Below are 24,161 nucleotides of genomic sequence, written 5' to 3'. Positions count from 1 at the left end.
TATCTCCTTTTCAGCTCCTAATTCAAAAAGCTGAGATTTTCTGAATCTTTAAGTTTTACAGAGACTACTTTCGAAATACCTGATTCCTGCATGGTAATCCCATATATACTATCGGCAGCAGCCATCGTTCCCTTTCGATGGGTAACAACAATGAACTGACTATCCTTATCAAAACGGTTCAAATAGTCACCAAAACGTTTTACATTAGCTTCATCCAATGCGGCCTCAACCTCGTCAAGGATAACAAATGGAATGGTCTTAACGCGGATGATGGCAAATAGCAGAGCTAAAGCAGAAAGTGCTTTTTCACCACCAGACATGAGATTGAGGGACTGAATTTTCTTCCCTGGAGGTTGCACGGAAATCTCAATTCCCGAAGTCAACAAGTCACCATCGGTAAGAATCAAATCGGCAGAACCGCCACCAAACATTTGTTTGAAGGTTTCCTGGAAACTTGTTCGAATAGCTTCAAAGGTCACTTTGAAGCGAGCCTTAACCTCTGAATCCATTTGGGCAATTGTTTCAAGAAGCATATTCTTAGCCTTATTTAGGTCAGCCTTTTGTCCATTTAAAAATTGTAATCTTTCCGAAACTTCCTCAAATTGAGCAATGGCATCACTGTTAATTGGACCTAAGGCACGGATTTGACGTTGAATTTTTTGGAGCTCTTGCTTAGACAAAGTAATATCTTCAATGACTTGAGTTTTCGTTTCAGCTTCTTCAAAGCTCATTTGGAATTCTTCCGTTAAGGTCTTAGCATGATTTCGTAAGCGTCCTGTTACCTGTTCCAAGTCAGCTTCTGCTTTGGTTTGTTTACGGATAAAATCTTCATTCTTGCTTTGTTCACGAAGCAGCTTTTCTTCTAATTCTTCCAGCTGCGCCTGATAGTCATCATTTTCAAAGCGGAGTCGTACTAAATGCTGTTCAACAGAACTTTTCCGCTCTGCAATTTCACCCAGATGAGTCTCTAAAGCTGGTAAACGGGTAATATCTTCTTCTGAAATATGGCTGTTTAGAAAGGTTTGTAATTGGTTTAAGTTTTCTTCTTTTTGGTCTTTATCTGCCTGGAGTCGGTGCAAATGACTTTCCTCAAAGCGTTTTTCATTGGCAATGTCTCGTTCAGCCAAGCGAGCTTGGGCCAGAGCTTCTGTTAAGCTGGCTTTTTTGCGATTGATACTGTCTTTATCTGTTTTAATCGTTTCCATTTCCTGATTAAGATCAGTTTTTCGAACATTTAATGCTTGCAATTTTGCCTCTAATTCAGCTATCTCTTCAGTGAAATTCCGCTGACTATCTTGTTTTTGCAAGTTTTGCAAGTTATCTAGAATAGCTTGGGCATCCTCTAGCTTTTCTTGTAATTGAGTCACTTTGAAGGATAACTCTTGTTCTTGAAGGCGACAAGCTTCACCTTCTGCCTTAAGTTTAGTTAAATACTCTTCAGCACTTTCGACGGCATTTTTTTGAGCAGCCACTTCTTTTTCCTTATTACGGATTTCTTGGTGTAGGTCTTCTAAACTGGCTTGGATATTATCCATTTCCGGCTTAATGAAGGTGGTATTATTTTGGCGATTAGCACCTCCGGCAAAAGAACCACCTGGTCGCAATTCCGTACCATCCAAGGTGACTATGCGGACCTTATAGTGAAGTGCTTTAGCTGCTTTATTGGCATTATCGATAGTATCAAAAATAACTGTCATGTTTAAGAGATTTTTGAATATATGAGCTAATTCCTCATTATAGGTTACTAAGGATTCTGCCGTTCCAAGAAAACCTTCAGATTTTTGCAATTGTGATAATTGTGTATCTGCAAGATAACGGGCTTTAATTGTTGTTAAAGGTAAGAAGGTAGCACGACCCTGACGGTTTTTCTTAAGGTAGGCAATGGCTGCCTTGGCTGCTGCCTCATCCTTGACAATAATATTTTGGCTACTTGCTCCTAAAGCAATTTCAAGCGCTGTTTGGTACTGAGTATCAAAGCTAAGGTGTTCACTTACCGCACCTAGGATTCCTTGTAATTGGTTTGAAGCTTGCAGAACGGCACGGACACCGGCATAAAACTGACTATGATTTTTTTGGATGGCTTCTAAGCTATTTAGCCTTGCTTCTTTCGCTTTCTTCTGATCCAAATAATCAAAAAGCTTAGTTTGTGCCATTTGATAAGCTTCTTTTAGACCTTGTATAGACTTAGCTTTTTCTTGATAGTCTTGTAAGAGCTCTTGCAAATGGTTGCTTGTCTCTTGATAGCTATTTGCAAGTTCCTCATAGCTTTGCTTAAATTCCTTAACTTGTTTAGCTTGCTGGATTAAGGTCTGAGCTTGTCTTTCTTTAGCAAGATCTTCCTTTGCCAATTCTGATTTCAATAAAGTGAGTTGATTACTTACTCGGGCTTCGTCTTGCATTAATGCAAGGTAATCGGTTCTGAGTTTTTCCAATAAGTGATCTGGATCACCAGAGAAACGTTGCAAATCTTCTAGAATCTCTTTTAGAGATTGAGTATTCTCTTCTTTTCTACTTTCAATGGTGTTTAAGGCTGATTTTTTTTCATCAATAGAATGCATGAGTGTTTCAAGTTCTGCTTCTAAGTTGGCAATTTGAGTACTGGTTTCTGCTTTTTTCTCATTCTTTTGACTCGTTTCGAGTTTAATCAAATCAATTTGACTTTTGAGTTCAGCCTCAGCTTTGGTTAGTTCAAGAAGTTCGCTTTGCTTACTTTCACTTTCACGAATTAATTCTTGGCGTTTAGCTTTCAGTTTTTGGTTTTCAACTTCTAGTGCTTCTCTTTGCTGATGATAAGCTTTCAAGTCTTCTAGAACTTTTGCTAAACTTTCTTCAGTTTCTGCCAATCTTTTTTTATCAGCTTTGACATCTTCAACCAAAATGGAAAGATGAAGTTCTTTCCGTTCATCCTCAAGACGATTGTATTCTCGGGCAACCTTAGCTTGTTTTTCCAAAGGTCCTACTTGAGTTTCTAATTCATAGATAATATCATCAAGACGATCTAAATTATCTTGTGTTTGGGTTAATTTGCTTTGGGTTTCTTTTTTTCGTGTTTTATACTTAAGGACACCGGCCGCTTCTTCAAAAATTGTTCGTCTTTCCTCTGGTTTACTGTTAAAAATTTCTTCAACACGGCCCTGAGAAATGATAGAGAATGAGTCTCTACCTAAACCTGTATCCATAAATAAATCATGGATATCCCTTAAACGGACTTTTTTTCCATCAATCAAATAGTCACTATCACCATTACGATAGATATGGCGTTCAACACGTATTTCTTTGCCAGCATCTTTAATAAAAGCATCCGAATTATCCAAAACGATAGCAACTTCAGCAAAGTTTAAAGCATTTCGGCTCTCTGTCCCGGCAAAAATAATATCTGGCATTTTGCCTCCACGTAGACTTTTGGCACTAGATTCACCCAGTGCCCAACGGAGACTTTCTGTAATATTGGATTTCCCAGAACCATTTGGTCCTACAACTGCAGTGACCCCTTTTTCAAACTCAATCTTGGTTTTATCCGCAAATGATTTGAAGCCCTGCATTTCAATTTTCTTTAAAAACATTTATTCCTCACTCAACTCTTTCAAGGCATTTCGGGCTGCTTTTTGCTCAGCAATTTTCTTGGATTTGCCCACTCCTCGACTAACTAATTCCTGGTTGACAAAAACTGCCACTTCAAATTCTTTGGCATGAGCTGGACCACTTTCTTTGACAACCTGATAATCAATTTGGATATCGCCTTTAGCTTGGAGCACTTCCTGAAGACTTGTTTTATAATCCTTGACCTTTTCAAAATTACCTTTTTCAACTTGTGGAATCATGACTTGATTGAGAAAGGCACGAACACTGTCAATTCCCTTATCCAATAAGAGAGCTCCTAAAAAGGCCTCAAAAAGATCTCCTAAGATAGTATCACGGTTACGGCCTCCAGATTTTTCTTCACCCTTACCTAATTTGATGTAAGTGTCAAAAGAGCAAAAACGAGAAAAGCCTGCCAGACTCTCTTCACGAACAATCATTGATCGTAATTTGGAAAGATCCCCTTCAGGTTTATTGGGATATCTGCTAAAAAGATATTCCGAGATGATGAGTTGTAGAACGGCGTCTCCTAAAAATTCCAAACGTTCATTATGTGAAATGTTTAGGAGGCGATGCTCATTAGCATAAGAGGTGTGAGTAAAAGCTGTTTCAAGTAGATCATTGTCATTAAAGACAATGTTAAAAGACTCTTTTAATTGGACTTTTAAATTTTTCATAATAACTCCTTTTCTTTGGTCTGCATACAGACTCTACTATTATATCAAAAAAAGCAAGTGACTGCTTGAACCACTTGCTTTTTTCTTGATTTTATAGCTTTTTAAATATCTGACAAGGGAATAGCTGTATCTGGTGATGTGTCATGAACGGTAAAGTCACTTCCTACTGCCAAATCCGCCATTGCCAATTGATTTTCCATAGTCATATGAGCTAATTCCTTAATGTTATTTTCCTTGCTTAAGTGACCGAGAAAAATCTTTTTGGTTTTATTACCCATGCTACGAATCATAGCACTAGCACCATCTTCATTAGACAAATGCCCCATGTCTGATAAAATTCTTTGTTTCAGGCTCCATGGGTAGGAACCCGAACGGAGAATTTCAATGTCATGATTGGATTCAATTAAATAAGCATCTGCATTATCAATAATACCCGACATGCGGTCACTAACATAACCAGTATCGGTTAGCATGACAAAAGATTTATTATCCTTCATAAAACGGTAAAATTGAGGATCAGCAGCATCATGACTGACTCCGAAACTTTCAATATCTAAATCTCCAAAGGTAATCATCTTATCGCGTTCAAAAACATGTTTTTGTGCCACATCAATCTTACCAATCATATTGCGTTCGTCAATAACCTGCCATGTTTTTTCATTGGCATAAATATCTAAATGATATTTCCGAGCTAGCACACCAACACCTTTGATATGGTCTGAGTGTTCATGTGTAATTAAAATAGCATCCAAATCTTCCGGCTTGCGATCAATTTCTGCCAGCAGACTGCTAATTTTCTTTCCTGTTAATCCAGCATCAACTAGGATTCTTTTCTTAGGCGTTTCCAAGTAGAAACTATTCCCTGAAGAACCTGAAGCCAAGATACTGTATTTAAATCCTTCTTGTGTCATAAATTAGTCGATTTCGTCCTCCCATTCATCGTCATCATCCGACATAACATCTTTTTCATATGGCAGAACAATTGTAAAGGTCGAGCCCTTACCGTAATCACTTTTGGCCCAAATAAAGCCATTATGTTGTTTAATAATTTCTTTGGCAATCGCTAAGCCCAAACCAGTTCCCCCCTGAGCCCTGCTCCTAGCCTTGTCGACCCGGTAGAATCGGTCAAAAATAAGTGGCAAATCCTTTTTAGGAATCCCTAAACCTTGATCCGAAATGGAAATGATTAATTGACTGTCAGTCGTTTTCATTTTAACTCGGATTTTGCCACCATCAGGTGAATATTTTATGGCGTTATTCAAAATATTTTCAATCACCTGAGTCATCTTATCATTATCAATTTCTAACCAAACTGAAGTAATTGGGTAATCTCTGATGATTTCGTAACTCTTACCCGCAACTGTATTTTGATTTCGCACTAAATCAAAACGGTTTAAAATAGATGTCATGAAAGCTGTAAAATTGGTCATTTCAACAGCAAGACGAGTAACTTGGTTATCGATACGAGATAGATTTAAAAGATCCGAAATCATCCGCATCATCCGATTCGTTTCATCCAATGAAACCTTGATGAAACTTGGTGCAATATCTTCTTTTAGGGCACCTTCATCTAAGGCTTCAAGATAAGACTTAACTGATGTTAATGGCGTCCGCAATTCATGGCTAACGTTAGAAACGAAGAGACGGCGTTCTCTTTCTTCTTTTTCTTGTTCCGTTGTATCGTGTAAAACGACAACTAAACCTGAGATGAAGCCACTTTCACGTCGATTCAAGGCAAAGCGCAGCCGAAGGGTAATAAACTCACCCGTTTCATCGCGACGGTTTATGGTAACAATTGGTGTTTTGGAAACCAATTCCCGATAGGTATAAGGGGAATCACTGCCAAGCAAATCCGTAATATTTTTCTTGAGAGCCTCTTCTCGGCTAATATTCAACTGCTTCTGTGCTGTCTCATTAACCATCAAAATCTGACCAGTCCGGTCTGTTGCCAAAACCCCATCACTCATATAAGCTAAGATACTTGCTAGACGATTTTTCTCCTGGGCTAAATTTTCATGGGTAAGGCGGAAAACATCAGAAAGGTCATTTAGTTGCTCAGATAATTCAATCAATTCAATATCGGCTTTACCAGTAATATCATCTGTATAGCGACCATTAATCAAATCGCGCATTTTGAGACTCATTTGCTTTATGATTTTAGCATTTCGATAATCGCGAATCGCCAAATAGATAAAGTAAACAGCAACAAAAATGAGTAATAAAAGGATAGCAAGTTCAAATAAGGATAAATTTCCAATTATATCTTTAGTCATGTTGTTTCATGTAGTAACCAACGCCACGACGAGTTAGGATGTACTCGGGACGACTTGGTGTATCCTCTATTTTTTCACGTAAACGACGAACAGTTACGTCAACAGTTCTCACATCACCAAAGTAATCATAACCCCAAACAGTTTCCAAGAGGTGTTCACGGGTCATAACTTGCCCCATGTGATTAGCTAAGTGGTGTAATAATTCAAATTCACGATGGGTTAACTCAATTTCATTTCCATATTTCTTAGCTAAGAAAGCATCTGGCAAGATTTGCAAGTTACCGATTGTTAATTCTTGATTACCTGAAGAAGCATTTTCTTCAGCCACAGCTGTTTCAATAGTTTCTGTGCGACGCAGATGTGCTTTTACACGGGCCAATAATTCACGGTTTGAAAATGGTTTAGTGACATAATCATCCGCACCAATTTCAAGACCAATAACTTTATCAAATTCACTATCTTTGGCTGAAAGCATAATGATTGGAATATGACTGGTTTTTCTAATTTCTTTCGCAACTTCCAAACCATCCATCTCTGGAAGCATCAAATCCAAGATGACTAAATCCGGTTTTTCTTCTTCAAATGCTGCAACAGCCTCACGACCATCAAAGGCAGTGATGATATCATAGCCTTCTTTAGTAAGATTAAATTTTATAATATCTGAAATCGGCTTTTCATCATCGACGATAAGAATTTTTTTCATGTGAGAACTCCTCTTTTTTCAACTTTCATTATTATTCTAAAAAACAAACGGCACTGTCTTTTAGGGTCTCAATTCATATTAATGTCCTTTTAATTATACCAAATTTTAAGTATAAAAGACAATGACAGCCTTTATTAACAAATAAATTTCAACAATACTTACAATTTTCTGAATATATTGACAGAAATTTAGACCTATGATAAAATATAGCAACACTTTATATGTCATATTTTATGACATAAGCTTATTTAGGAGGATACTATGGCACTAATTGAATTTAAGAATGTTAACAAGTATTATGGAGACTATCACGCTTTAAAAAACATTAATTTAAGTTTTGAAAAAGGGCAGGTGGTTGTTCTCCTTGGACCTTCCGGATCAGGAAAATCCACTCTAATTCGCACTATAAATGGCTTAGAAAAAATCGAAGAAGGCAGTCTAACTGTCAATGGACATGAGATTGTTAACAGTAGCAATAAAGAATTAGTCACCCTTCGAAAAGAAGTTGGTATGGTCTTCCAACATTTTAATTTATATCCTCACAAAACTGTGTTAGAAAATGTTACTTTAGCACCTATAAAAGTTTTGGGCCAATCAAAACAAGAAGCTGAGGCTATTGCCGAAAAATATTTAACTTTTGTAAATATGTGGGATCGTAAAGATGCATTTCCATCTATGTTATCTGGTGGGCAAAAACAACGGATTGCTATTGCCCGTGGTCTTGCCATGAATCCTGAACTACTCCTTTTTGATGAACCAACATCCGCGCTTGACCCTGAAACCATTGGTGATGTTTTAGCTGTTATGCAAAATTTAGCTGCTGATGGAACAAATATGATCGTTGTTACACATGAAATGGGCTTTGCCCGAGAAGTTGCCGATCGTATCATCTTTATGGCAGAAGGTGAAGTACTTGTTGATACAACCGATGTCGCAGGCTTCTTTGACCATCCAGAAGAACCCCGTGCCCAACAATTCTTAAGTAAAATTATTAACCATACTAGTGAAAAAGTTCAAGCTAAGAAAAAAGTTCGTTCTTAAGGAGGATTTCAGATGAATAAGATGAAAAAATGGATTCTCTTCAGCCTACTGGCTCTCTTAAGTCTCAATCTTCTAAGCGTTTCTAACACACAAGCAGATGATCAAGCTGTTCTTAAAAGCTCCGCTATTCAAAAGAAAAAAAAATCTGGAGAATTAAGAATCGGTGTTAAACAAGATGTGCCGAACTTTGGTTATTATAGTGCTGAGACGGGTAAATATGAAGGTATGGAAGTTGACCTAGCACGCAAAATTGCTAAATCACTAAAAGTGAAACCCGTTTTTACTGCTGTTACGGCTCAAACAAGGGAAGCTCTTTTGGACAACGGTCAATTGGATATGATTATTGCTACATATACCATCACGCCTGAACGCCAAGCAGCTTACTCTTTCTCCGACCCATATTATCGAGATGAAGTTGGTTTTTTAGTTAATAAGTCTGGCAAAATTTCCAATCTTAAGGAGCTTAACAAACAAACCATTGGTGTTGCACAAGGGTCTACCACTAAAGCTGCTATTGAAGAATATGCCAAAGCCAATCAGCTTTCCTTTAAATTTGTTCAGCTAGGCTCATATCCTGAACTGGCAATCTCATTATATTCAAAACGCATCGATGCTTTTTCAGTCGATAAATCAATCCTTACTGGCTACCTTAGCCAAGAGACAAAAATATTATCTGACGGTTTTAATCAACAATCATACGGTATTGCTAGTACTAAGGCCAATGCAAAATTAACCACTTATATCAATAGTTTGATTAAGAAATGGTCTCAAAATGGCACTTTGCAAAAACTTTATGATCAATATAATTTAAAACCTGCCAAAGAAGAATAAGAAAGGAGCCAATTAATGACCTACTTAGCAGTTGAAAGTCCATTTGCACTTTCGAAATGGCAAGCATTTTTGACAAGTTTTCCGCTTTTTGCAAAAGCATTCTTATATACTTTGGGCATGTCAATTGGTGCCTTAATCTTGGCTCTAGTCCTAGGAATAGTCTTTGGAGCCTTATCAACCTCAAAGAAAAGTCTCAATCAAACTATTGCCAGAATCTATGTTGAACTTTACCAAAACACACCACTACTTGTACAGTTGGTTTTTGTTTACTACGGCCTTGCTATTATTAGTAATGGCAAAATCATGATCTCAACCTTTTTCACTGCCGTTCTTTGTGTCGGTATCTACACGGTGCCTATATTGCCGAAGTTATTCGTTCCGGTATTGAGGCTGTCCCTAAGGGACAAATCGAAGCCTCTCTTTCACAAGGTTTCACCTACCAACAAACCATGAGCTTAATTGTGTTACCTCAGGCGGTGCGGACTATCTTGCCTCCAATGACCAACCAAGTGGTCAACCTGATCAAAAACACTTCAATCGTAGCCATCATTTCTGGCGCTGACATCATGTTCACCGCCAAGGCTTGGGCCTATGACACAACGAATTATGTTCCAGCCTTTGCTGGGGCAGCCATACTTTATTTCATTCTTTGCTACCCCTTAGCCAACTGGGCCCGTCGCAAAGAAGAAGCCAATAAGAAATCTTATTCTGTATAAAGGGAGGAAAGCTTATGTCACAAGTATTTACTGCCGCCAACCTTTCCTTTATCCTGCAAGGCTTGGCATTAACCTTATATATATCCCTAGTTTCCATCATTTTATCAACCATCTTTGGAACCATGTTGGCCATCATGCGAAATGGCAAAAACAAAATCCTAAAATTAATAGCCGGTATCTATATTGAATTTGTTCGTAATGTACCAAACCTTCTTTGGATTTTCATTATCTTTTTAGTCTTTCAAATGAAATCAACGCCAGCTGGCATTACCGCATTTACAGTCTTTACCTCAGCTGCGCTAGCAGAAATAATTCGTGGTGGCCTAAATGGTGTCGACCATGGACAAACAGAGGCCGGTTTAGCACAAGGCTTTAGTCCCAGTCAGGTTTTTCTTGTGATTGTCTTCCCACAGGCATATCGTAAGATGTTACCCGCTATCATCTCACAATTTGTTACCGTCATTAAAGATACCTCATTGCTTTATTCAGTCATTGCCATTCAGGAACTCTTTGGTAAAAGTCAGATATTAATGGGCAAGTATTTCCAAGCCGGACAGGTCTTCGCCCTCTATGCTCTTATTACTTTAATTTACTTCATCATTAACTTTGCTATTTCAAGTTATTCCAGAAAATTAGCTAAGAAATGGGCACAAGCCAATTAATGCTTAAAAACTGTTTACAAAAAAAGCGGTTGAGATTGCTATCTCAACCGCTTTTAATATTGAAATTTACTTTTTCTATAATGGCTGAATCATGAATGAGTTAATAAAGAAATTTTCGCAACTTATCATTTTATACCTAACAATTTCAGCCATTTTAAGAATCTTATGTGCCAACGGAAATAAAGGCTATTTCGTTTTACATGTCCGTAACTGGACAAACCTCTTCGACCAAAGGCCCCCTTTCGGTTGAAATAGGATAAATCAAATTCATCCATTTGACCTTGATACCATTTTTTAGCAATATGTTTAGGAGAGCGGTAGCCTCGTCCAATTTTCCGACGAAAGGCTGGATCATGTTTTCGAATGGGGTCGACATCTAAGTCCCAATGCCTTTTTCCTGCCGTACCATAATTAAAACTAGCCCCATTGACAACCCCATTTTCAGTGATTTTCTCAGCATCACATTCATTGAGAAAATGGCCCTTGCTGTCTAAAATAAATTCCGTATGGAAGCCCATTAACAATTTAATGTTGTAGGAAACACGATTATCCGGAAAGAGGATTTGATCATCCTCAATTTTTAGTTTATTGTGAAGACGAGCAGATTCTGATAATGAATAATCCACAGATTTTCGCCAAAAAGCTGGGCCTTTCTTATGGCGTAAGTAATCCGCAAGAGCCTGACTATCCGTTTGAATATGGTCCTTATAATGCTCTCTGACATACTGTGCCTGTTGGCTAGAAATCAGATAGCGAAATTGATGGAGACGACGTTCTAAATCCCCTTCTTTTCCCAGTGTTCGGTTTGGAAAAGTTCTGTTTACTAAAGCTGCTAATTGGGTCCAAAAGTCACTATCCGGACTTAAACTGGGATGAAATGCTTTCAGTAATCTTTGTGTTTCTTTTAAGTCACCTGTCAATTCTGATGGCATACCTATCAGGTCTAAAAGATTTCGCAACAAAATCTTCCCTTTCTCTTCATGGTAAGAAGCTTGCCAATAGTCCATAAAGAGGGGTGAACCAACTCGGTAATCCAAATCATCAGAGCGAACGAGTCGTCCTAAGAGGTCCAGAGGCCAACCAAGAGCATAGAGTTTCTTTACAGTTTCATATTTTTTTTGCAGATTTCCCATGGTTAGCTCCTTTCCTTAAAATCTTTGTTCTATTATAGCTTAATTTTATTAATTTCTCATTTCTCTAACTTCACAAGTGATTCATTTTACGTAATACATTTCTCCACTGCATAAGTGCTTAATTTTACTAAGTCCTTATTTCCTTTCCTATTTTTCTACTTCAATTTGAACTTCCTCATGTCTTCCGTTTCATAAAAAAATAGACTAGGTCGTCCTGGTCCATTTTGCTATATCATCAATTCTTACATACCTGATAGAATCATTTGGTATAAGAAGGCACCCAAAGCTCCGCCAATGATAGGTGCGATTACTGGAATCCATGCATAAGACCAGTCAGAATCACCTTTGTTAGGGATTGGCAATAGCGCATGCATTAAACGAGGACCTAAATCACGCGCTGGGTTAAGGGCGTATCCTGTTGTTCCACCAAGACCAAAACCAACTGCAATAACGACTAAACCAACAATCAATGGGCCAAATCCGGATGATAGTTTATTTGGGCCTAATGACATAACGGTCATGACAAGAACTGCTGTTCCAAGAATTTCACCCAAGACGTTAGACCATGTGTGACGAATTGCTGGTCCTGTTGCAAAACAGCCAAGGATAGTTGGAGCGTCTTTTGTTTCTTTCCAATGTGGGTAGTAATGTAGGAAAACTAGAGTTGCACCAATCATGGCACCAAGCATTTGGGCAATAATGTAGGGAGTAACTTGAGCCCATGAGAAGCCTCCTGTTAAGGCAAGGGCAATTGTAACTGCTGGGTTTAGGTGGGCACCACTCATGAAGCCAACCATGTAGACCGGAATGGCAACGGCCAAACCCCAACCTAAAGCAATAGCAATCCATCCAGAACCTTCTGCCTTAGTATTTTTTAAACAAACTGCTGAAACAACACCGTCTCCTAAGAGAACCAAAACTAGGGTTCCTAATAATTCTCCGATAAATGACATTCTTTAAACCTCATTTCTTTATTTCTAATTCTGATAATTGTTGTAAAATGGCTTCTTTGTCGACACCTGCTTGCAAGAGGGCTGCTGCGGTGTAGGAACCTTCTACGATTGGGACTTGCATGATGGTGATTTCTTTGTCAGTGAAATCAGCTACCATCTCTAAGTTCATTCTTGCCGAACCTAGATCGAAGAATGCCAATAAATCGTTTTTGGGGTTTTCATCGACTATTTTTTGTACTTGGTCAAAGCTGGTGCCAATTCCGCCATCTTCGGTGCCTCCAACTGAGGTGATGGCCACATCTTGTGCTACTTCTACTAACAAGTCCCGAATGCCAGAGGCAATCCCTTTGGAATGGGAAATGATGATGATTCCTAAATCTGTCATTAATTCACCTCCGTTTCTAAGAGAGCTTCAAATAAGAGACCAGAGGAATAAGAACCTGGATCAATGTGGCCAAGGGAGCGGTCACCGACGTATGAGGCTCTGCCTTTTGTCGCTACAATATCTTTTGTTGCTTCCACGCTTGCCCAAATATCATCCTTACTGAGCTGGTCTTTTTCCAAACCTTCTATTACGGGAATCCAGACGTCAACCATGGTTTTTTCGCCCTTTTCAGCTTTGCCACGTTTTTGAATCATAGCTAGGCCTTCTTTTATAAGTTCTGCGATGCTGGCATCTGGTCCTTGCTTAGCTATTCCCATAAAAGCAGAACCATAAAGGGGACCTGAGGCACCTCCGACTTTGCTGACCAGTTGCATAGCAACCACTTTAAAGATATCTGCGCCACTTTCAAAACTTTTACCTTCTAAGTTTTCCATAACAGCAGCCATGCCACGCGCCATATTGCCGCCGTGGTCGCCATCGCCAATCGGGGTGTCTAACTCACTTAAGTAATCTTTATTCTTTTGAATTTTTTCATTAAAAAGTTGCATCCATTTTAAAGCTTTTTCTTGTTCCATAATACCTCCATTACCAAGCTGGTGTGATAACCTCTGCATTCAAGGCTTCTAACCAGTTTTCAGATTCTAATTTAATCAATGTTAGAGATAAACCTGCCATGTCAAGGCTTGTCATGTAATCTCCTAATTTCTTGTAGGCTACTTCTACTCCAGCTTTTTCTAATAATTGTGCCACGTCATTAGCAAAGACATATTGTTCCATCAAAGGGGTTGATCCCAAACCATTGATCAGGATACCATACTTTTGACCTGCTTCAAGCTTAAAGTCAGCCGCTAATTTGGTCACCAATTCTTTAGCTAATTCTGCTGATGGCTTCATGCTTTCTTTTTGATAGCCTGGCTCACCGTGGATTCCAACGCCATATTCAAATTCATTTTCGTCAAGGACAAAACCTGGTTTACCAACTTCTGGTACTGTTGCGCCAGAAAGGGCTAAGCCAATGGTTTTGATGTTTGGAACTAATTCATCAGCTAATTCTTTGATTTCTTCTAGAGATTTGCCTTGATGCGCAGCGTGGCCTAAGATTTTGTGCACTAGGATGGTTCCTGCTACTCCTCGACGACCTTGTGTGTAGAGGCTATTCTCCACAGCAATATCATCATCAACAACGACACTAGCAACTTCAATGCCTTCCATTTCAGCCATTTCTTGGGCCATTTCAAAGTTCATGATGTCGCCAGAATAGTTTTTGATAACCATAAAGACACCTGCACCTTCATCGGCTGCTTTAATGGCTTCTAAGATTTGGTCAGGGGTTGGTGAAGTGAAGACAGCTCCACAAATGGCTGCCGAAAGCATTCCTTGGCCAACAAATCCAGCATGAGAGGGTTCATGTCCAGAGCCACCGCCTGAGATGAGGGCGACTTTACCTGATTTTTCAGCTTTACGGACAATGACATCATAGCCATCTAAACGTTCTACTAAGTCCGAGTGGATAAAAGCGAAACCTTTTAACATATCGTCAACGATGGTTTCAGCTTGGTTCATAATTTTTTTCATTTGGGTGTCCTCCCTAAAACTAAAAATTTTTGTTTACGCTTTCAGTTTATCGAAATCTCTTATTTTTGGTAAGGGACAAAATGCGGAATTTGTCCTTATACTTTCCTCATTATTTTTGATAAAGTATAATAAGATAAAGTGACAAAAATGGGAAGGAGGTCTGATATGACAGCATCTTTGATTACTAAGAAACGGATTGCTAAGGCTTTTAAAAAAGAACTGGACAGTAAGCCTTTCGAAAAAATATCAGTCGTCGATATAATGGATCGTGCTGGCATTCGTAGGCAGACCTTCTATAATCATTTTGTCGATAAATATGAACTCTTGGATTGGATTTTTGAGACGGAACTGCAAGAGCAAGTTACCAATAATTTGAACTATATTACGGGTTTTCAATTATTAGATGAGCTTCTCTTCTACTTCAGCAACAATAAAAGCTTTTATGCTCAATTGTTTGCTATTAAAGATCAAAATGATTTTTACACTTACTTCGGCGATTATTGTTTAGTCCTTTTAGAAAAAATTATTTCAGAGCAAGAAACAAAAGCCAAAATGAGTTTGGATGCTAACTATCGATCATTTTTAAAAAATTACCATTCCCGAGCTTTGGCTAATATGATTCGGGCCTTTGTGACTTCAGAGACTATCAAACCAGAAACCAACCTAATTAAAAAGACAATTCTAGCTAGTATGAAAGGAGGTTAAGTCATGGTTACCATTTTAAATCATAGAAATAAAATGATTGAGCATTACATGAAAGGCATGCTACTGGCGCATCCCCATCTGGCCAAGCTTCCTGATCAACCAATCATTTACAATCGAAACCAGAACCCTGACCTGATCCCCATTCTTTCTGGCGGTGGTTCTGGACATGAACCGGCCCATATCGGTTTTGTGGGCGACGCCATGCTGACGGCAGCTGTTTATGGAGATCTCTTCACGCCTCCAAGTTGGGAACAAATCTTAGCAGCTCTGCGATTTCTTAACAAAGGAAAGGGCGTCTTCGTCATTGTCAAAAACTTCGAGGCTGATATCCGCGAATTCAGCAAGGCTATTCATCAAGCTCGGAGTGAGGGTATTGCTGTAAAATACATCGTTTCACATGATGACATTTCGGTCGAGCCTAAGAAGAATTTTCAGATGCGACACAGGGGTCTGGCTGGCACCATTCTTTTGCATAAGATTTTGGGACAAGCTGCGCTTCTGGGGGCAGATTTGGATGAACTCGAGCAAGTAGCCTTTGGGCTTGCTACTGAGATTGCGACCATTGGCTTCGCAACAAAATCAGCGACTATCCCTAATGCCGCCCTACCACTTTTCGACCTGCCAGAAAATGACATCTCTTTTGGAATCGGCATCCACGGTGAAGAAGGCTATCGAACTGTACCATTTTCATCCTCTGAACAACTGGCGGTTGAAATCACCAATAAGTTGCAAATGAAATTCCATTGGCAGGAAAAGGATGCCTTCATCCTCCTAGTCAATAATTTAGGGACCACAACGGAATTAGAACAAGGTATCTTTCTAAATGACCTAGGCCAACTCTTAGATTTAGAAGGATTAGATATTGCCTATATTAAAAACGGCAAATACATGACCAGCCTAGATATGACCGGCATATCGGTAACCCTAGCACGCTTGAAAGACCCCATTTGGTTAGACTACCTCAAAGCACCAACCAATGCCTTTGCTTGGTAATATCAAAAGAATGACAAAAAGGAAGCTACATGCTTCCTTTTGAATGAAGAAAAAATCTATTTTTATGATTCTTTACTTTAGTAGCTCGGACGGTAGCGACGTCCTAACTTAGACTAAAAGATTTTCTGTATAAAACTGTAAATAAAAAGAAGAATGGTTTCTTTCTAAAATCATTCCTCTTTTTGTATTAGTTTTGTAAAACTTAGTTATTCTGCGTTTGGCCTTGATTTGCGGGAAATATCAGCTAGGATAGTTTCCACAAACTGGTCAATAGTTTCAGTATGTGTTGCTTTGCTTCCATAGCGACGGACGTTGACTGATTTCTCTTCCATTTCCTTATCACCAACAATCAATTGGTAAGGAATTTTGCTTGTTTGTGAAGCACGAATCTTGTATTGCATTTTTTCATTTCGTTCATCAACATCAGCGCGAACACCTTTGTCACGTAAGATTTTAGCAACTTCCCATGCGTAATCCACATGAGCTTCGTTTGAAATTGGGATAACAGTAACTTGATGAGGTGCCAACCAAGTTGGGAAAGCCCCTTTGTAAGTTTCAATCAAGATGGCTGTAAAGCGTTCCATTGTTGAAATAACACCACGGTGAATCATAACTGGACGGTGCTCTTCACCATCTGCTCCAATATATTTAAGATCAAAGCGTTCTGGAAGCAAGAAGTCTAATTGAATAGTTGAAAGAGTTTCTTCGTTACCAAGAGCAGTTTTTACTTGGATATCCAATTTTGGACCATAGAAAGCTGCTTCCCCTTCAGCCTCAAAGTATTCAACACCCATTTCATCAAGGGCTGCTTTTAACATGCTTTGCGCATTTTCCCACATCTCATCGTTGTCATAGTACTTTTCAGTATCTTTAGGGTCACGATAAGAAAGGCGGAAACGATAATCTGTTAAGTTGAAATCCGCATAAACATCAATGATTAACTGAAGTGCACGTTGGAATTCTTCCTGGATTTGCTCTGGTGTGACGAATAGGTGCCCGTCATTCAGAGTCATCTCACGAACGCGTTGCAATCCGGATAAGGCACCTGATTTCTCGTAGCGGTGCATCATACCAAGCTCAGCGATTCGAATAGGTAACTCACGGTAAGAATGAACATGGTTTTTAAAGACTTGAATATGGTGAGGACAGTTCATTGGACGAAGAACAAACTCTTCTCCGTCTCCCATATCCATAGTTGGGAACATGTCTTCATGATAATGATCCCAATGCCCAGATGTCTTATAAAGTTCTACAGACGCCAATGGTGGTGTATAAACGTGTTGGTAACCTGAAGCCAATTCTTTATCAGTGATGTAACGTTCAAGGGTACGACGAATAGTTGCACCATCTGGAAGCCAGAATGGTAGCCCTTGTCCTACTTCTTGGCTAATCATGAAGAGGTCTAACTCTTTACCAAGTTTACGGTGGTCACGTTCTTTAGCTTCCGCCAAACGTGTTAAATAGGCTTTAAGGTCTTTTTTATCAAACCAAGCTGTACCATAGACACGTTGCATCATGGCATTATCACTATTACCACGCCAGTATGCTCCGGCAACATTTAAGAGATGGAAGACTTGAATCCGTCCTGTTGATGGCACATGAGGGCCACGACACAAGTCCACAAACTCACCTTGACGATAAATGGTTAAACCAGCAGCATCATCGGAGTGTTCATTAATCAATTCAGCTTTGTAAGGATCGTCTTTAAAGATTTCTAAAGCTTCTTCTTTAGAAACTTCCTCACGAATACAAGGATGATTTTCTTTAACAATTTTTTGCATTTCTTCTTCAATACGAGGAAGATCTTCATTAGAAATTTGACCAGCTTGATTATCTGTATCGTAATAGAAACCTTCAGCAATAGCTGGACCTACACCTAGATGGATTTCTGGGAATAAACGTTTAGCTGCTTGTGCAAATAAATGGGCAGCTGAGTGACGTAACACACCAAAAGCATCTTCATGATCAGGGGTAACAATTTCAATACTTCCATCTTCATGGATTGGACGGGTAGTATCAATTAATTGACCGTTGAACTTTCCTGCTAAGGCTTTTTTAGCGAGGGAGTTGCTGATAGATTGAGCAATCTCAAATGTTGTGATGCCCGCTTCAAACTCACGAACGGCACCATCAGGGAATGTAATTTTAATCATCTTTTCTCTCCTTTTTTATCGAAATACTTCCATATTTTTAACAAAAAAAGCGACATCCTCAAAAGGACGTCGCAACGTGGTTCCACCTTCATTTGTGTATGACAAAAAGCCAGACACCTCTGATTAGTTATAAGGGAACCACCCTTTTATGTTTGCATAAAATCATTGGAAGGAGTATTAGTAAAGTCATCTTGTGCTCTTTTCACCAACCAGCACTCGCTTAATAGAGATGGGTCTCAACTAACTTGTCTTCTCTGATATTATATCAATAATTGATAAAATTTCAAGTCACTTCTTAAAATTTGTCAAACACTTCCATGCAATAGAAAAAGACAATAATTCTTATTCTAAGAAGTCACGAATGGCATTAACCATTTTCAAGGGAGCTTTAACCACTTTGACAGAAGTCACTGCAGTTGCTTTGACCGCTCTTCTTGGAAGGTGGCTCGCAGATTGGACCAATTTCATAGGCTCACGCTTACTTGACCCCGTAATTCTTAAGCTGAGTTTCTGTTTCTTACGGTCACTTTTATTGATAATGGTATCTAAGTAAAAGGTATAAACGGATTGTCCAAAATGCTGTGATGAAATTTCAAAGCGCTTTTGATTCAAAAGTTCTGGTGACATTTCTGGTGTTTCCAGAATGGCATCAATAATCGCATCAGCAAGATCATCTTCGTGATAAAATAGTGTTCCAAACATCTTATCAGAGATTAAACTATCTAAATAGGGATTACCATGGGCAATGATAGGTTTACCTGTTGCCAAACTTTCAATATAGGTAAGACCTTGCGTTTCACTAGTTGAAGCAGAGACAAAGAAATCACAAGCTTTGTAGAATAGACTAACTTGCTCATGCGGCACCATTCCAGTAAAAATAATATTGTCATCTAGCTCTAGTGCACTTGCCATATCCTTTAGATCATCCAGATAAGGACCGTCACCAACAATAACCAACTTAACCTTGCTATTAGCTACCAAGACATCCGGCATTTGTTTGATAATGGCTTGGATATTTTTTTCAAAAGAAATTCGAGACAAACTTAATAGTAAGGTTTCATCCTCTTGAATACCTAGTTGATCTTTCAAAGACAAAATCTCTTCTTGACTGATATCATCACGAACATATTTTTCCAACTCGATACCAGTTGGTATAATACGCTTTGGAATGTCAATTTGATAATCATCAATTAAATTTGAAACAATAGGCTTGGGCAAACCAGGCCATCAATTTCCTTAAGATAACTTTTAAGAATTGGTTTAATCATACTTGGACGAATAATTTTACCATTGGCAAAGTAATTGACATAGTCTTCGTACTGAGTATGATAAGTATGGACAACTGGGATTCTCAAAGCTTTAGCTACCATTTTCCCCAAAACTCCTAAACTGAACTCTGTCTGGGTGTGAATGATATCCAAGTTATACTGCTTGGCGATTTTATAAGAGGAAATAAGGCCACGATAAACCACGCGCCGATCTGTAAAAGAGACAAAGGGAACACTTGGAAGGCGAATAATGGTCGGATCTTCGAAGCGCTTAACATTACGATCAGTAGTCGTGAAGACATAGACTTCATGTCCTTCTTTTTCCAATTCCTCTTTTAAGGTTCGAATACTGGTTGCGACCCCTGAAACTTGTGGAAAATAAGTATCTGTAAATAGACCTACACGCATCTTAGGACTCCATAACTTTTTGATAAGTAGTTACTAACTGAGTAGCAATTTTTTCTAAGCGTCGGCTTTCAGCAACACGATAACCAGCCTCAACCTTATGACTTTGTCCTGAAAGAACCCGCTGAATGGCAGCGACAAATCCTGGAACATCGTCAGCTAATTCAGCAACTGTCTTGATTAACCCAACCCGAATAGACAGGGATATCACGAAGGGACTATATTCTGGCGAACTGGCCAAAGCTTCTAAGACGACAATGCCTTCTGTTTCTTCACGACTTGGGAAGAAAAAGACATCAGCTCCAGTCATGGCACCTTCATAAACAGCACCTTTGATATAACCCGGAAAAATCACGTTATCAGGATGGTCTTTCTCAACAATCCGTCTGATTTCAGCCGGAATCATCCATTTGTTCATCTCGCCAAACCAGATAAAGGTCACATCTGGCATCTGACGCGCAACTCTTACGAAATCGTCAATCCCTTTACGTTTAAAAAAGAGACCCGCTCCCATGACCACTTTTTGACCTTCTTTTAGGTGGAAATAGTCCCGAAAAGCTTGCTCCTTCTCTGGCTGCGCTCCATATTGCGCTAAATCAATACCATTAGAAATAGCGTAAATCGGTTTTTGAATGCCATAATTTTCGATCAAAGACTTTGAATAAAGTGTTGGTGTGATAATAGCATCAGCCTTTTTATAAAAAGCACAAAGATACCGTCTAAATAATGGAGACAGTTGATTGGAAAAAATAAAAGACTCACGGAAATCTTCTTCCGTCGAATGCCCATGCATAATGACTTTCTTTCCTGCTTTTTGCGCTTTAGCCATCAAAAGCCAGCTAGCTAGTCCATAAGAATTGAGATGAACTAAATCATAATCATCCTTTGGATTAGTCGTATATTCCTGATGAGCCATTTTTAAGGCCTTGATTTGGTGCTTGAGGGCACGTCCAATGCCTGATTTTTTTAAATAATTTTCTGCTTCTAAGTATAGTAAGACTTTCATAAAGTCTATTATAGCTTATTTTATCGGAATTTTCACTAGAGAGGAAAAAAATCAGCCAAAGGCTGATTTTCTCATTGTTACTACTATAAACAATTCCGATTATTTATCATTTGACAAAGCGGATTTAGGAATCCAAGCCGAGACGGAACCTGGCTCTACCTTAAAGTCAGCCCAACCATCTTCTCCAACTGTAATTTCTTCTTGACAGTGTCCTAAATAATCTACGAAAGTCTGACCAGCGTAGAGTTGACCAACTTCCATATGTTTCCAACCTCGATCACCATTGGTCATGACGACCGCTAAAGCAGCATCGGTTTCCTCATTACCAAGTTGCGTCCATCCAATACAGTTAGCATGATCAAAGTAATCGACCTGTTTACCATATACATATTCTTTCCGTAAATAGGCTAACTTATCGATAATCTCTTTAAATGACACCTGCCAATGGTCTCCTTGGATTCCATGGTAATCGCCATAGAAGAGGCAAGGTGTCCCTTCTTGACGTAACAAAATAAAACCATAGGCTAAAGGTTTAAACCAGTCTTCTACCCGTGATTCTAACGCTTGTCCACTTTGCGTATCATGGTTTTCAACAAAGGTAATAGCAAATTCTGGGTTCGACTGCATTAAGCTTGTATCTAAAAGTTTTGTCATATCAAAACTATTGCCACTCTTACTGGCTTCAAAGAAATTCATATGTAAGGCCACATCAACTAATTCCACCTGCATATCAACTTCATCAAGGTAATGATGGGTAGCATCCGCATTATCCTTCCAGTATTCCCCAAAGACATAGAGTTCTGGCGCAAGATTTTCGCGAATATAACGAATAAATTGGTCCATAAATCGTGCATCAATATGTTTTACAGCATCAAGTCTAAAACCCTTAACACCAGTAGTATCTAAAAACCATTTTGCCCAGTCTTTAAGATGTTCTTGAACCTCTGGGTGTTTGAAATCAATATCGTTAAACATAAGGTAATCAAAATTACCCTTTTCATTATCAACAGTCTCTTGATTTGCCCATCCTTTATTATCACCTGTAATCAGGTAGATACCCGTTTCATTATTGCGAGCGTCATAATCAATGCCAGTAAAATGATACCAGTGCCACTTAAAGTCATTATATTGATTCTTCCGACCTGGAAAATTGAAACCAGTCCACCCCTCAATTTCAAAGGGTTCTGAGATAGGCTGTTGACGATTTTCCGGATCCATTCTCAAAACATAAAAAGCCTCTTTCTGGTCACCATTTGCCTTATGATTCAAAACCACATCAGCAATCGGCATAATACCAGCATCATTTAAGGCCTCAACTAGAGCTAGATACTCCTCTTTAGTCCCATATTTTGTGGGAATAGTGCCATTTTGATCAAATTCCCCAAGGTCAAAGAGATCGTAAACCCCATAACCAACGTCATTACTACCGGTTCCTTTAAAGGCAGGGGGTAACCAGACTTTAGTGATGCCAAGTTTTTGCATATCAGGAATAGCAGCCGTTAGATGCTTCCAATGTGTTTGGTCTGCCGGTAAGTACCATTCAAAGGCCTGGTACAATAATTGATTTGTCATTCTTTTCTCCCATATCTTTAGTCGATGCTGCTTGCTTCAAATGTCATAAAACCATTATATAATTAATTCTGACATTTGTTTATCGTTTAGTCCTACTACAAGGGATTTGTAGAGAAGAAATGCTTTAAGAAATTTTGGAATATGGAATTCAGTTAATCTTTACATAAATAAAAATCAAGCCATCAAAAAAACTGCCAACCAGTGGCAGCTTTATCATTTTGTTGTCCCACGTCGTTTAATGCCATGATTTAACAAGATTTCTTTTTCTTCTAATTCTTCTTTATTCATAATTTTTGTCAACATACGCATACTTACTGCACCTAAATCATAGACCGGTTGGCTAATAGAACTTAAGTTAGGACGTGTATAGTCAACAACTGGTGAATCATTACTTGTGATGATTTCAAAATCTTCTGGTACTGATTTGCCTACTGCAAAAAGACCATTTAAGAGACCTGCCGCTAATTCATCCTCACCAACATAAGCTGCTGTTGCACCCGAATTAATAACGCGTTGCGCCAGTTCGAAACCTTCTTTGTAAGAATAATTTGCTTCAAAAACAAGGCCTTCTTTGTAATCTAATTTATTAGCTTTCAAACCTTCTTTATAACCAGCTAATCTTACTTTTCCATTAATATCATCAATTAATGGTCCAGAAACAAAGGCAATGTTTTTATGATTTTCTGCTAAAATATCGATAACTTCTGCTACAGCTGCTTTATAATCAATATTAACACTTGGTAATTGGTGTTCTAAATCGACAGTACCAGCTAAAACAATAGGCGTTCTTGACCGTGAAAACTCGGCACGAATTTTTTCTGTTAAATGGTGACCCATAAAGATAATACCGTCTACCTGTTTAGCAAAGAGGGTATTAACCACGTTCACTTCTTTATCATCATCTTCATCGCTTGATGCTAGGACAATATTATATTTGTACATTGCTGCAATATCATCAATTCCTTTTGCCAAAATTGAGAAATAAGCATTTGCAATATTTGGGATAACAACCCCAACGGTAGTGGTTTTTTTACTTGCTAAGCCACGAGCAACAGCATTAGGACGATAATCTAAACGATCGATAACTTCTAATACTTTTTTACGTGTATTTTCCTTAACATTTTTGTTTCCATTTACAACACGGCTAACTGTTGCCATCGATACGCCTGCTTCACGAGCGACATCATAAATCGTAATGGTATCATCTGTGTTCATACTTTATCTTCCTTTCTATTTTGAAAATGACGCTTCCAAAACAATTCTAGCATGATTTGAAACCACTTTCAAGTCATAACTCGCAATTTTTGAAAACTTTTTCAATAACTAAAAGAAAACTTGATTTTTTAAGCTTTTTTTGGAAAAATAGAGGTAGAAAGAAGGTATTTTTATGACTAAAATCACCCAAATCCAAGAATTTTTGAAAAAAAATGAAGCCGAATTGGCAGTCTTTTCAGACCCAATTACAGTCAACTATTTAACTGGCTTCGCTTGTGACCCACATGAGCGCCAAATGTTCCTTTTTATCTATGAT

General features: G+C 38.6%; 20 protein-coding genes and 2 pseudogenes. 7 read left to right on the top strand and 15 right to left on the bottom strand.

Annotation, left to right across the window (positions count from 1 at the left end):
* Positions 1–17: 17 nt before the first annotated feature.
* The 5 genes from smc to yycF form a co-directional block, all read right to left on the bottom strand.
* The gene (gene smc / locus AT575_RS01755) at positions 18–3,563 is read right to left on the bottom strand and encodes a chromosome segregation protein SMC (protein WP_102776887.1); all 3,546 of its coding nucleotides are present in this window, start codon (positions 3,561–3,563) and stop codon (positions 18–20) included.
* The gene (gene rnc, locus AT575_RS01750; RefSeq protein ID WP_102776886.1) at positions 3,564–4,256 is read right to left on the bottom strand and encodes a ribonuclease III; all 693 of its coding nucleotides are present in this window, start codon (positions 4,254–4,256) and stop codon (positions 3,564–3,566) included.
* 101 nt (positions 4,257–4,357) lie between these two features.
* Positions 4,358–5,167 (bottom strand): MBL fold metallo-hydrolase, encoded by an 810-nt coding sequence (locus AT575_RS01745; protein WP_102776885.1) that lies wholly within the window; start codon positions 5,165–5,167, stop codon positions 4,358–4,360.
* Between the two features lie 3 nt (positions 5,168–5,170).
* Positions 5,171–6,529 (bottom strand): cell wall metabolism sensor histidine kinase VicK, encoded by a 1,359-nt coding sequence (vicK, locus tag AT575_RS01740; protein ID WP_071793482.1) that lies wholly within the window; start codon positions 6,527–6,529, stop codon positions 5,171–5,173.
* Positions 6,522–7,232 (bottom strand): response regulator YycF, encoded by a 711-nt coding sequence (yycF, locus tag AT575_RS01735; RefSeq protein ID WP_102776884.1) that lies wholly within the window; start codon positions 7,230–7,232, stop codon positions 6,522–6,524. The genes vicK and yycF overlap by 8 nt, the downstream gene beginning before the upstream one ends.
* Before the next feature lie 261 nt (positions 7,233–7,493).
* Here yycF and AT575_RS01730 point away from each other — a divergent pair, with 261 nt between their 5' ends.
* The 4 genes and pseudogenes from AT575_RS01730 (at position 7,494) to AT575_RS01715 (ending at position 10,482) form a co-directional block, all read left to right on the top strand.
* The gene (locus AT575_RS01730) at positions 7,494–8,273 is read left to right on the top strand and encodes an amino acid ABC transporter ATP-binding protein (protein WP_102776883.1); all 780 of its coding nucleotides are present in this window, start codon (positions 7,494–7,496) and stop codon (positions 8,271–8,273) included.
* A gap of 12 nt (positions 8,274–8,285) precedes the next feature.
* On the top strand, positions 8,286–9,104 hold the full coding sequence (locus AT575_RS01725) for a transporter substrate-binding domain-containing protein (RefSeq protein WP_102776882.1): 819 nt from the start codon (positions 8,286–8,288) through the stop codon (positions 9,102–9,104).
* 15 nt (positions 9,105–9,119) lie between these two features.
* Positions 9,120–9,820, top strand: a pseudogene (locus tag AT575_RS01720) (amino acid ABC transporter permease).
* 14 nt (positions 9,821–9,834) lie between these two features.
* Entirely contained in the window at positions 9,835–10,482 is a 648-nt protein-coding gene (locus AT575_RS01715) for an amino acid ABC transporter permease (protein WP_102776881.1), read from the top strand.
* Positions 10,483–10,607: 125 nt separating this feature from the next.
* Here AT575_RS01715 and AT575_RS01710 read toward each other — a convergent pair whose 3' ends face one another.
* The 5 genes from AT575_RS01710 to dhaK form a co-directional block, all read right to left on the bottom strand.
* A complete protein-coding gene (locus AT575_RS01710; protein ID WP_102776880.1) occupies positions 10,608–11,615 on the bottom strand; it encodes a DUF3114 domain-containing protein in 1,008 nt (335 codons plus the stop codon).
* Positions 11,616–11,857: 242 nt separating this feature from the next.
* Entirely contained in the window at positions 11,858–12,568 is a 711-nt protein-coding gene (locus AT575_RS01705; protein ID WP_102776879.1) for an MIP/aquaporin family protein, read from the bottom strand.
* A gap of 10 nt (positions 12,569–12,578) precedes the next feature.
* Complete coding sequence (gene dhaM / locus AT575_RS01700; RefSeq protein ID WP_102776878.1) at positions 12,579–12,953, bottom strand: dihydroxyacetone kinase phosphoryl donor subunit DhaM; 375 nt, start codon at positions 12,951–12,953, stop codon at positions 12,579–12,581.
* Entirely contained in the window at positions 12,953–13,528 is a 576-nt protein-coding gene (gene dhaL, locus AT575_RS01695) for a dihydroxyacetone kinase subunit DhaL (RefSeq protein WP_102776877.1), read from the bottom strand. Before dhaL ends, dhaM begins: the two co-directional genes overlap by 1 nt.
* 10 nt (positions 13,529–13,538) lie before the next feature.
* Positions 13,539–14,528, bottom strand: a complete 990-nt coding sequence (dhaK, locus tag AT575_RS01690; protein ID WP_102776876.1) for a dihydroxyacetone kinase subunit DhaK — start codon at positions 14,526–14,528, stop codon at positions 13,539–13,541.
* A gap of 165 nt (positions 14,529–14,693) precedes the next feature.
* On the opposite strand from dhaK, the gene dhaS reads away from it, so the two are divergent.
* Together dhaS and dhaQ are read left to right on the top strand one after the other, a co-directional pair.
* Positions 14,694–15,233: a dihydroxyacetone kinase transcriptional activator DhaS gene (dhaS, locus tag AT575_RS01685; protein WP_102776875.1), complete on the top strand. Its 540-nt coding sequence runs from the start codon at positions 14,694–14,696 to the stop codon at positions 15,231–15,233.
* Between the two features lie 3 nt (positions 15,234–15,236).
* Positions 15,237–16,226 carry a DhaKLM operon coactivator DhaQ gene (gene dhaQ, locus AT575_RS01680; protein WP_102776874.1) on the top strand — a complete coding sequence of 330 codons (990 nt, stop codon included), beginning with the start codon at positions 15,237–15,239 and terminating at the stop codon, positions 16,224–16,226.
* Positions 16,227–16,432: 206 nt separating this feature from the next.
* Here dhaQ and thrS read toward each other — a convergent pair whose 3' ends face one another.
* The 5 genes and pseudogenes from thrS to ccpA all read right to left on the bottom strand — a co-directional run bounded on the left by thrS (position 16,433) and on the right by ccpA (position 23,845).
* Positions 16,433–18,379, bottom strand: coding sequence for a threonine--tRNA ligase (gene thrS / locus AT575_RS01675; protein ID WP_102776873.1), 1,947 nt, complete (start codon positions 18,377–18,379; stop codon positions 16,433–16,435).
* Between the two features lie 342 nt (positions 18,380–18,721).
* Positions 18,722–20,055, bottom strand: a pseudogene (locus AT575_RS01670) (glycosyltransferase family 4 protein).
* Position 20,056: 1 nt separating this feature from the next.
* Positions 20,057–21,058 carry an LTA glycolipid anchor biosynthesis glycosyltransferase, IagA/BgsA family gene (locus AT575_RS01665; RefSeq protein WP_102776872.1) on the bottom strand — a complete coding sequence of 334 codons (1,002 nt, stop codon included), beginning with the start codon at positions 21,056–21,058 and terminating at the stop codon, positions 20,057–20,059.
* Positions 21,059–21,157: 99 nt separating this feature from the next.
* A complete protein-coding gene (locus AT575_RS01660) occupies positions 21,158–22,630 on the bottom strand; it encodes an alpha-amylase (RefSeq protein WP_102776871.1) in 1,473 nt (490 codons plus the stop codon).
* Positions 22,631–22,843: 213 nt separating this feature from the next.
* Entirely contained in the window at positions 22,844–23,845 is a 1,002-nt protein-coding gene (gene ccpA / locus AT575_RS01655) for a catabolite control protein A (protein WP_102776870.1), read from the bottom strand.
* Positions 23,846–24,017: 172 nt separating this feature from the next.
* Here ccpA and AT575_RS01650 point away from each other — a divergent pair.
* A partial coding sequence (locus AT575_RS01650; protein WP_174683084.1) for an aminopeptidase P family N-terminal domain-containing protein occupies positions 24,018–24,161 on the top strand: 144 nt, incomplete at its 3' end.

Source organism: Streptococcus penaeicida (assembly GCF_002887775.1).
Lineage (GTDB): Bacteria > Bacillota > Bacilli > Lactobacillales > Streptococcaceae > Streptococcus > Streptococcus penaeicida.
This window is presented reverse-complemented; position numbering and strand designations above follow the sequence as displayed.